Genomic DNA, 9,666 nt, shown 5'->3' on the forward strand with positions numbered 1-9,666 from the left:
CAGAAGTTAGTTTCTATGGTTTGTTGGGTAGCGTTGTATTGATTTAGTGTAGGGGGATTTAGATATGTTGACTGAGTAATGGGATCTGGGGACTGGGGACTGGGGACTGGGGACTGGGTAATCAATTTTATGTTTCCCTGTCAACTATCAACATATCAACTATCAACATATCAACTATCAACTATCAACTATCAACTATCACCAATTTATGCCAATCTACGTTTACTGGGGTGAAGATGATTTTGCGATGGAAAAGGCGGTTGTAGCTTTGCGCGATCGCGTTCTTGATCCTCTTTGGACAAGCTTTAACTATACCGCTTTTCCCCCAGATCAACCTGATGCAATAATTCAGGCTTTAAATCAAGTTATGACTCCCGCTTTCGGTGCTGGTGGGCGTTTGGTTTGGTTAGTCAATTCTAATTTATGCCAACAGTGTCCAGAAAATGCGTTATCAGAATTACAACGGACTTTACCCGCAATTCCTGAAAATTCCTTTTTATTGGTAACAAGCCGCAGTAAACCTGATGAACGTCTCAAAGCTACAAAATTTATCAAACAATTTGCCGAAATCCGCGAGTTTTCACTTATTCCCCCCTGGAAAACTGAGTTGTTGGTACAAGCTGTCAATGAAGTTGCTCAAGATGTCGGTATCAAATTAACTTCCCAAACTGCGGAAATATTAGCTGAGTCTATAGGCAACGACACCAGGCTTCTCTATACAGAAATGGAGAAATTACGCCTGTTTATGGGAGGTAGTAATAAACCTTTAGATGTGAAAACTGTAACTCAGTTAGTCAGAAATACTACTCAAAACACCTTGCAATTAGCAGCAGCTATTAGAACGGGTGATACAGCTAAAGCTTTGGGTATTGTCGGGGATCTAATAAATGCGGCTGAACCGGGTTTAAGAATTGTTGCCACTTTGATAGGGCAGTTTCGCACATGGCTATGGGTAAAGATTATGATGGAAACAGGAGAGCGCAACCCCCAAGCGATCGCCCAAGCAGCGGAAATCAATAACCCCAAACGTATTTACTTCTTACAGCAAGAAGTCAAATCTCTTTCTGTACAACAACTAATTTCATCTTTACCCCTACTGCTGGAATTAGAAGTTAGCCTCAAACAAGGAGCTTCAGAAACCTCAATCCTACAAACTAAAGTCGTTGAACTATGCCAAGTATATCAGAAACGGTGATTGGTGATTGGTGATTGGTAATTGGTGGTAATTGGTAGTTGGTAATTGGGAAAAATACAAATAACTTCCCCCTGCTTCTTCCCCAGTCCCCAGTCCCAACCTTGATCAAAATTCCGATTTTACCGGAACATCTGATTCCTAAAATAAATCAAATCTATTATCATATCTCTACTATTATTCTGTGTCATCTATCGTATGCAGGAAAATTATTTTGTCTTTTTGCGAACTTCAATTAAACATAAACTTTCTGAGTCCTTGGTATTTGCAACTCTCGCCGCTGCGAGTTTAATTGCTACTTTGGGTTTGACTGTGAAAGCAGATGCTCAAATTCCGCCAGTTGATAATGCAGAAGTTACTAACTATGCCCAGTCTGTATTAGAAATGGAGCCAAAGCGCCAAATTGCGTTTAAAGAAATTAAAAAACTTATTGGTGGAGAAGAAATTCCCAAAATTGTCTGTAATGACCCTAACAGCATGAATTCCCTACCAAACAAGGCCAGGGAGATAGCTGTTAATTATTGTAACGATTCTCAAAACATAGTATCAGCCAATAATTTAAGCATTGCCCGGTTTAATCAAATTACTGTCGAAATTCAAAGCAACGCCGATTTGAAGCGTCAGATATATAATACTTTGCTGCGGTTGCAAAATGAATCTGCTTCTAAATCGGGTGCGCGTAATAGCCGTTAGATATTGGCAAAGGTAGGGATCAGGGAGGAGGGAGAAATTATTTGTATTTTCCCAGTCACCAATCACCAATCACCAATCACCAGTCACCGATCACCAATCATGCTGACATCAACGGCTAATTTCTGCCCCAATTTTAGCAGATGACGACACTGATTAGCTTCGGTTGGGTTGTTCAAGTTAGTGAGACACAGGGGAACTATTTGACTATGTAAACAACTAAAGTATAGTTCTTGGGATTTTTCCAGAGAAATACCCAAATTTAACTGATATCCCACATCAATCAACTTTTCTAACCTTTGGATATCTGTACTAAAAGAACCATTAGCCTCGTGTAATAATTGCCACAGCAAACGCACAATTAACTGTTCTAATATCTGTTTGCCTTCTGGTATATTTAGCTGACAACGCAAATGTTTAGCTTCAGTGGCGATCGCCTCTAATTCTAAAATGTGATTCCAACTTAATTGGGTTTCGGTGATATCTTGCTCTAGGCTACGCAATGTCATCATACAGCGATAACCTAAAGCTATCTCCGCTGCTACTTGCAATTCTTGAGGAACTGTTAACCCATCCCGATGAAAAGCCATAATCACACCGTAGTTTTCCCTGTATGTCTGGGTATACAATTGGTCTAATCTATTCAGTGTTTCCTGACTTAACAAGCGCATAATACGATGACGTTCTTCTGCAAACAGATTTTGCAAACTAAAGGCTTCATCACCAAAAATCTTTGTCATTGCCAAAATAGCATGAGCCGCGCTGGCCTGTTGCAAAGATGTAAATAGAGTTTCTTTGAGGTGACTATAATCACGTCTACCTGTAAACTGTTGAATGCAGCAGTGAAAATCCCAACCGCCTAAATGCAACACTGCAAATACTAAATTTTCACTTTCCCAAGTAATTTCTGACACTAATTTCAAGTGTCCCACCGCCATAGTTAACGCGCCCATGCGTTGCAGTTGGTAATCTAACTCATTGGCTGTGTAGCAATAAACACGCTTTTGATAAGTTTCCAGATTTTCCGATCTGTCTTGTGTGGAGATCGCATTATTGTGATTGTTGAATAAGGAAGTAATCGCATAATGGGCAGCAACTTGTTTAAATCCAATTTGGGCAGTTAGCACCAATTGACGATAAACTTCTGCACCATGTTTAAAGTGTTCCACATTGCTGTGAGCTAAACCCAAACGTTTGAGGAAACCTTTTTCCAACTGCACACCTGCCACATCTCCTGCTAATTCTAAAGCACGAGCAGCATAGCGGAGAATTTGCGTTCCTTCTGGTCTGGATAACTCTTCAAAAAACCAACCACAACTGGTAAACATAAATAAGGCGTGGCGCTGCATTTCCAACAAACGCAAAGCATCTATCTGTTCTGTAGCAGTAAGTTTGTGGGTTTGATGACGGGAGAGAAAACGGGTGACATTAGCAGGAGAGCGATCGCGTAAAATTTCAATATATTCATCCCTTGCTAACCAGGGATCACGAAATAACTTTCTCCCATATTCCTCATACACTTCAATTAACTGATCCCGCAACCAGTTCAACGCACTGCGTAACGGCTTGCGCCATTTTTGATGCCAAACACCACCTTCTCCACCACAACCACAATCATCTTGCCATCTATCCACACCATGAGCGCAACTCCAAGCGGTGACAGGTTTTAACTCCACTTCCCAACTCGGAGGATTTAAACTTAAATAGTGAGCAAAATTTGTTACCGTCCAACCGTGACGGGGAAACTCACCAATAAAAGCATAGGCTAAAGTTTTCTCAGTTCCCTTTTTGTGATGTCCAAAGGTTTCCCCATCGGTAGCTACAGATATTAACTGTGCGGGACGATGATCCCCGCGTACTGCTGCACCTACTCTACCTGCAAAGTGGTGAGAACTATAAACCACATCACTAAAACCCATATCCCGTGATATCGGACCATCGTAGAAAAAGATATCAATATAAGGTAAACCTTCTGTGTTTTCTAGAGAAGTGGTTTTAGTCACACTCAAAGGTGAAGATGTGGTTTGCAGAGTTGGCTTTAAATAACAACGATAAGGACGAGTAGGATCAATCTGACTACCTCCAACTTCATGCCATTTAGGGTGGGGATCATGTTCTGTGGCGAAAGGACGACAACGTTGAGCTTGGGATGGTGCAAGGACAATAAAACGAATGCCTTCGGAAATGAGAGCTTTGATAGTTGCATAATCAACCGCCGTTTCTGCTAACCAGATACCTTCGGGATCACGACCAAAACGAGATTTAAAGTCTGCTTTGCCCCAGCGAATTTGTGTATATTTATCTCGTTCATTAGCTAAAGGCATGATAATGTGATTATAAACTTGGGCGATCGCATTGCCATGACCATTTAACCTTTGACTACTCTTAGCATCAGCTTCTAAAATTCGTTGATAAACTTCTACATCGTAGCGTTCCAACCACGACATCAGAGTAGGACCAATATTAAAGCTCATGTACTCATAATTATTGACGATCCCCAATAATTCATTTTTGTCATTTAGCACTCTAGCAAAGGCATTGGGGCGATAACATTCCCAATGAATGCGCTCATTCCAATCATGAAAAGGGGTAGCACTAGGTTGACGTTCAATGGCATCTAAATAAGGGTTTTCTCTAGGTGGTTGATAAAAATGTCCATGCACCGTCACGTATACACCACGGGGTTTTTTCAGGGGATCATTTTCAGTCAGGTGTTGAGAATCTGGTTCTGATTGATTTAATGTTAATGTTAAGCCAGAGTTTACTGGCAATTCAGCAGCAGATGTCATCATATTTTTATCCCAATTAAAATTACAGGTCAAATTGCAATTGTGGCGAAAGTGTGTGTTATGTGTACCTTTTTACATTTGTTTTATGGTCTAATCCGCTTTAAACAACAGCTTGAAAATCAAACCGAATCAGAATTTTGGCAAAAATTGTCTCAATATGTCAGGAAATCTGCATTCTCGCGCAACTGTTCCCTCGTAGATGAAAAATGATCAAAGATGGCATAAAATTTCATATTGGGGATTATATCACTGGCAACGCTCATCAGCCAAGACAATTAACGGTATTGTAATCTATTAAAACCCATTTTTGTGATAAAACCCAAGTTGAAAGTCATACTTTTGCAACAAAATATTGCAATATTGAATTAAATCGTCATCTTATTTTATATATCTGCGGAAATCATTGAAACAGTAGAATTTCCGAAAGCTTGACAGTATCCTATATCTTGGTTATACCTATCCAAAATTCGAGATCATATAATGTCAACTAAAAACATCATTTTTCTTGGCCTATTAGTTTTTATCCCCATTTCCCTAGCAGCGCACTTTTTAGAGTGGGGAGAATTGGTAGTATTCATCACCGCAGGATTAGCTATTTTGCCCCTAGCCGCTTGGATGGGTGCAGCTACCGAAGAAATTGCTGTAGTTGTCGGTCCGGTGCTGGGAGGGTTATTAAACGCTACCTTTGGTAATGCTACAGAATTGATCATAGCCTTGGTTGCCCTCAATGCTGGACTGATAGAAGTCGTTAAAGCCAGTATCACAGGTTCAATTATCGGTAACTTACTGCTAGTTATGGGTCTTTCTATGTTATTAGGCGGACTACGTTACAAGGAACAAACTTTTGAATCGGTGGTAGCTAGGGTAAATGCTTCGTCGATGAATTTGGCGGTTATAGCAATTTTGCTACCCACAGCTATGAACTACACTTCCATTGGCATTAGTGAAAAAGTAGTACAAAATCTGTCTCTAGCTGTGGCTGTAGTCTTAATTTTAGTGTATGGCTTGACACTGCTATTTTCTATGAAAACTCACGCCTATTTATATGATGTAGGTGTAGCAGAGATAGAAGAAGCTGAAGAAACTCCCCATGAAAAACCCAATCTTTGGTTGTGGAGTGGTGTACTCTTAGTTTGCACTCTGCTGGTGGCTTTAGAATCAGAATTATTGGTAGATTCTTTGGAAGTAGCTACTTCTAAACTAGGTTTAACAGCTTTGTTTACAGGGGTAATTTTAGTTCCCATTGTTGGTAATGCTGCTGAACACGCTACGGCTGTAACTGTGGCCATGAAAGATAAAATGGATCTTTCTTTATCTGTTGCGGTGGGTTCAAGTATGCAAATAGCGTTATTTGTTGCTCCTGTTTTGGTTATTGCAGGTTGGTTTATGGGTCAACCAATGGATTTAGATTTTAATCCTTTTGAACTGGTAGCTGTAGCGGTATCGGTTTTAATTGCCAATAGCATTAGTTCTGATGGTAAGTCTAATTGGTTGGAAGGAACTTTACTTTTAGCTGCTTATACAGTTTTAGGTTTTGCTTTTTATTTCCACCCGGTTACTAACAGTATCGGTTAGTGATTCAGTTTTGATACTCCCCACGGCTAAAAGCCGGGGGATTCTTGAATAGTCCACAAACGAACCTTCAACGGTGCTATCAAAGACACCCTACTGATTCCACTGAGGTCTAGACCTAGTTTTATCCCACATTCCGCACCCCCTAGTGTCACAATCGGTAATTTCGGATTTTTGAATACCTTTGAGGATAATTTTGATACAAAATAGTCTAAATCTTAGGTGGCGATAGCGAAGCGCTGCTGCAAGCAGTTAGCCAATCTCAAATCCCCAAACGGTCAATCTTCGTTGTGTGACAGTTTAGGGTGCGGAAGGTGGGTTTCAAGGGGAAAAAACCCAAAAAAAATCCGCCCTTTAAGGGAGAGGTCATTGTCAATTTTTAATTGTTAATTGTCCATTATTGAAGAGCCTCAAACCTTTGATTTATGAGGCTTTTTGGTTTATTCAGCAACCCCTAAATATCTAAAAAAGGGAAAAGCTGTAATAATGTCTTGCGTAACTGTAACAGAAATATTTTTTCTCGGATTTGAGCATTAAGTTTTGGTGGGGGGCTGGTTTGTAGTTGCGCTTGTATTTGGGCATATTCAGCAGGAGTTAAGAGTTTACCATCAATAGGCGATCGCCCAATGGTAATAATCTCTGTCCGCAATATCTCCTCTGGTATATCCTCCACAGGTGGTAATGCCATGACCTTTGTTCCCCAATGGCTACTAACCACCACTAACATAGCGGTACTTATACCCAAAAACCAAAATTTCATACATCTCATTTTTGACTTTTGACTTTTGACTTTTTACAGTCCTGGTGGTAATGCTTCACCACACAATTGATGAATTTTGACAATGCGTTCAAACAACCAAGGATATCCTTGACGATATTGAGGAATAAGTGCTAGAGGACTCAATAAAGCGGCTGCGGCAATATCAGCTACACTCAAATGATCGCCTACTAAATATTCGCTGCTTCGCCAGCGTTTAGATAATTCTTCTAGGGCAATTGTCAGCCTTTTAGTAGCTAATTCTACACTAGCATTGTTAATACCATATTGTTTCCTAACCACACCAATCACTATTTGACTGGATAAAGAGGGATTAATGTTTTTACCTTCACCAGCCCGAAAATGATAATATACAAACCTTGTAGCAGTACCAATGCTTTCATCTAACCAGTCTTCCAGCATCAAAGCTTCTGTTTGTTGTTCCGGGTTACTGAAAAATAATGAAGGTTCTGGTTGATACGATTCTAAAAATTTTAAAACTTGCGTAGAGTCGCCAATAGCTTGGGGTTGTCCCTCTATTTGCGGCAACAAAACAGGCAGAGTAGTTAAACCTGTTAATGGCTTCACCTTGAGGATGTGCAAGCCAGGAGTGAGATTTTCTACCTGATAATTAATACCCTTGTAACCTAAAACCAGTCGAGCTTTACGACAATAGTGAGATGTACTGAATTGCAGTAGCAACATAAAGCTACTTTCTAAGTAAAGACAATTGTTGCAATCATGGACAATGAACAATTGACAATTACCGAAACAATTATCAATTGATAACCATAAGCGGATTGATTCGATTTTATCATAGTCGAGTCGCTCCGCTTTGGTTTTAATTGTCCTGCCAAGAAGGTTATCTCATACTGTTTACCATTCTGGATGCCTGATCAAATTATTTATGTGATTGCGATGCAGAGAGAATCGCTATCCTCAATAAATTATCGTATCCAGTCTTAGTTTGGAGTAGCAGCGGGGGTAGCTTCTGGTGTTGTTGTAGCAGCGGGGGTAGCTTCTGGTGTTGTTGTAGCAGCGGGGGTAGCTTCTGGTGTTGTTGTAGCAGAAGCGGGGGTAGCACCAGTGTCAGCAGGCTCGCCAGCTGCTGGTGTAGCAGCGGGAGTAGTGGTAGTACCAGCGGGATTGCCACCACCTTCACAAGCTCCCAGAGTGGTAGCCAGACTTAACATGAGAGCCAAAGCAAAGATTTTTGTTTTCATAACTCCTCTTTCACCAATTAAGGCAATACTAAAAATTGCTCTGTTGACTACAATAGCTTATTTGTCGATTTTTTTGAAATGCTTTGAGAGTAGAAATTTCCACCCAACTTTTGGGTAATCTCTAACGGTAAACCAATATGAGTATTAGGTATTGCTTCTGACTGCTCTGCATTGCCATAATTTTAAATGTATTAAGTTTAAGTACAAAATCTATCATTTACAAAAATCATGACTGCTGTCCGCAAATTAGCTGTTGCTACAAAAAGTGCCTGGTTCAAGCGAAATTTGACCCCACCCTGGGGTCCTCACAAGGGTAGGTATTTTACATTTTCGTGAGGGCAAGACTTGGGGGACAAGGAAGGACAGTGGACAAGGGAGGAAACCCGTACAAATAATGTACAATTGGTAACAAAAACTGAGGCTAAACAGACCTTGTTTTGTAGAAAATCTTCCTTGTCTACAATACCTCCTTGTCTTCGGTGGTCCTGCCTCAACAGATAATATTAAAAACCTACCCCTGCGGGGAGGAAATTAGCTAGTTAATCATTTGCTAACTTTCGCTAACTAATGCTATACTTTCCTCATGGCATACATACCACTCAGAAAAGCGGTCGAATTTCTGGGATTGCATCCAAACACTTTAAGGAGATATGCAGATGAGGGGAAAATCAAAAGCATTAAAAACCCAGCAGGGCAAAGATTGTACGATGTCGAATCATACATCAGGGGCGATTCAACTAGAACTCCCACTATTTGCTACTGTCGGGTTAGCTCCTCAAAGCAGCGAGATGACCTCGATAGACAAATCGCTTATATGCAATCCCTCTACCCAGACGCAGAAATCATCAAAGATATTGGCTCAGGACTCAACTTCAAAAGAAAAGGTCTGCGCTCCCTATTGGACAGACTTCTGCAAGGAGATAAGTTCATCCTTGTTGTTGCCTGTCGGGACAGACTCGCAAGATTTGGATTTGAGCTTGTACAATATATGGTCGAGCAAAACGGTGGACAAATCGTGGTTCTCGACAAAACTGTACACTGTCCACAATCAGAACTTACCCAAGTGGTTCGGCTTCGCTCACCATAAAATTTACTATCAATCCTTCACATCTTTTCCTGTAGAATGCAGGACTGGAGAAAATACTTTAAAAAAATCAAAGAGGATTTATCTGAAATTGAGTCCTGCACAGAAAAGGAAGGTTAAATATTGGTTTGGTGTTTCCAGATTTGTTTATAACGAAACAATTCGGTATTTACAAACTCCAGAAACAAAAGCCAACTGGAAAGGGATAAAAACTGGGATTATCCAAGGATTACCTGAATGGTGTAAAGATGCGCCATATCAAATTAAATCTATTGCCATTAAAGATGCTTGCCAAGCTGTTAAAAATGCTAAGAAAAAGTATATTAATGGTGGTGGAATTAGCAGGTGTAGATTCAGAA

The 9,666-nt window shown here is 40.4% G+C and carries 9 protein-coding genes; 5 read left to right on the forward strand and 4 right to left on the reverse strand.

Annotated features, from left to right (window positions below; all coding sequences use genetic code 11):
• Nucleotides 1–208: 208 nt before the first annotated feature.
• Both holA and FFR48_RS21580 read left to right on the forward strand, forming a co-directional pair.
• Nucleotides 209–1,195 carry a DNA polymerase III subunit delta gene (gene holA, locus FFR48_RS21575; RefSeq protein ID WP_137668802.1) on the forward strand — a complete coding sequence of 329 codons (987 nt, stop codon included), beginning with the start codon at nt 209–211 and terminating at the stop codon, nt 1,193–1,195.
• Nucleotides 1,196–1,390: 195 nt separating this feature from the next.
• On the forward strand, nt 1,391–1,885 hold the full coding sequence (locus tag FFR48_RS21580) for a DUF4168 domain-containing protein (protein WP_137668803.1): 495 nt from the start codon (nt 1,391–1,393) through the stop codon (nt 1,883–1,885).
• Nucleotides 1,886–1,968: 83 nt separating this feature from the next.
• On the opposite strand, the gene FFR48_RS21585 is transcribed toward FFR48_RS21580, so the two are convergent.
• On the reverse strand, nt 1,969–4,671 hold the full coding sequence (locus FFR48_RS21585; protein WP_137668807.1) for a DUF3536 domain-containing protein: 2,703 nt from the start codon (nt 4,669–4,671) through the stop codon (nt 1,969–1,971).
• A 480-nt stretch (nt 4,672–5,151) separates the two neighbouring features.
• On the opposite strand from FFR48_RS21585, the gene cax reads away from it, so the two are divergent.
• The gene (gene cax / locus FFR48_RS21590; RefSeq protein ID WP_096572071.1) at nt 5,152–6,246 is read left to right on the forward strand and encodes a calcium/proton exchanger; all 1,095 of its coding nucleotides are present in this window, start codon (nt 5,152–5,154) and stop codon (nt 6,244–6,246) included.
• 451 nt (nt 6,247–6,697) lie between these two features.
• Here cax and FFR48_RS21600 read toward each other — a convergent pair whose 3' ends face one another.
• The 3 genes from FFR48_RS21600 to FFR48_RS21610 all read right to left on the reverse strand — a co-directional run bounded on the left by FFR48_RS21600 (nt 6,698) and on the right by FFR48_RS21610 (nt 8,223).
• Nucleotides 6,698–7,003, reverse strand: a complete 306-nt coding sequence (locus tag FFR48_RS21600) for a hypothetical protein (RefSeq protein ID WP_371851467.1) — start codon at nt 7,001–7,003, stop codon at nt 6,698–6,700.
• Nucleotides 7,004–7,036: 33 nt separating this feature from the next.
• A complete protein-coding gene (locus FFR48_RS21605; protein WP_137668805.1) occupies nt 7,037–7,705 on the reverse strand; it encodes a glutathione S-transferase family protein in 669 nt (222 codons plus the stop codon).
• Between the two features lie 257 nt (nt 7,706–7,962).
• Complete coding sequence (locus FFR48_RS21610) at nt 7,963–8,223, reverse strand: hypothetical protein (RefSeq protein WP_137668806.1); 261 nt, start codon at nt 8,221–8,223, stop codon at nt 7,963–7,965.
• A gap of 583 nt (nt 8,224–8,806) precedes the next feature.
• Between FFR48_RS21610 and FFR48_RS21615 the strand changes: the two genes are divergently transcribed.
• Both FFR48_RS21615 and FFR48_RS29615 read left to right on the forward strand, forming a co-directional pair.
• The gene (locus tag FFR48_RS21615; protein ID WP_236104138.1) at nt 8,807–9,310 is read left to right on the forward strand and encodes an IS607 family transposase; all 504 of its coding nucleotides are present in this window, start codon (nt 8,807–8,809) and stop codon (nt 9,308–9,310) included.
• Nucleotides 9,228–9,666 (forward strand): helix-turn-helix domain-containing protein (locus FFR48_RS29615; protein WP_236104139.1); only part of this gene is annotated, 439 nt, incomplete at its 3' end. The genes FFR48_RS21615 and FFR48_RS29615, both read left to right, overlap by 83 nt.

The organism is Sphaerospermopsis reniformis (assembly GCF_005402885.1).
GTDB classification, from domain to species: domain Bacteria; phylum Cyanobacteriota; class Cyanobacteriia; order Cyanobacteriales; family Nostocaceae; genus Sphaerospermopsis; species Sphaerospermopsis kisseleviana.

Excerpts from the sequence above, each read along its gene's own strand:
- holA (WP_137668802.1), top strand. The coding sequence starts at position 209 with ATGCCAATCTACGTTTACTGGGGTGAAGATGATTTTGCGATGGAAAAG.
- FFR48_RS21580 (WP_137668803.1), top strand. The coding sequence starts at position 1,391 with ATGCAGGAAAATTATTTTGTCTTTTTGCGAACTTCAATTAAACATAAA.
- FFR48_RS21585 (WP_137668807.1), bottom strand. The coding sequence starts at position 4,671 with ATGACATCTGCTGCTGAATTGCCAGTAAACTCTGGCTTAACATTAACA.
- cax (WP_096572071.1), top strand. The coding sequence starts at position 5,152 with ATGTCAACTAAAAACATCATTTTTCTTGGCCTATTAGTTTTTATCCCC.
- FFR48_RS21600 (WP_371851467.1), bottom strand. The coding sequence starts at position 7,003 with ATGAAATTTTGGTTTTTGGGTATAAGTACCGCTATGTTAGTGGTGGTT.
- FFR48_RS21605 (WP_137668805.1), bottom strand. The coding sequence starts at position 7,705 with ATGTTGCTACTGCAATTCAGTACATCTCACTATTGTCGTAAAGCTCGA.
- FFR48_RS21610 (WP_137668806.1), bottom strand. The coding sequence starts at position 8,223 with ATGAAAACAAAAATCTTTGCTTTGGCTCTCATGTTAAGTCTGGCTACC.
- FFR48_RS21615 (WP_236104138.1), top strand. The coding sequence starts at position 8,807 with ATGGCATACATACCACTCAGAAAAGCGGTCGAATTTCTGGGATTGCAT.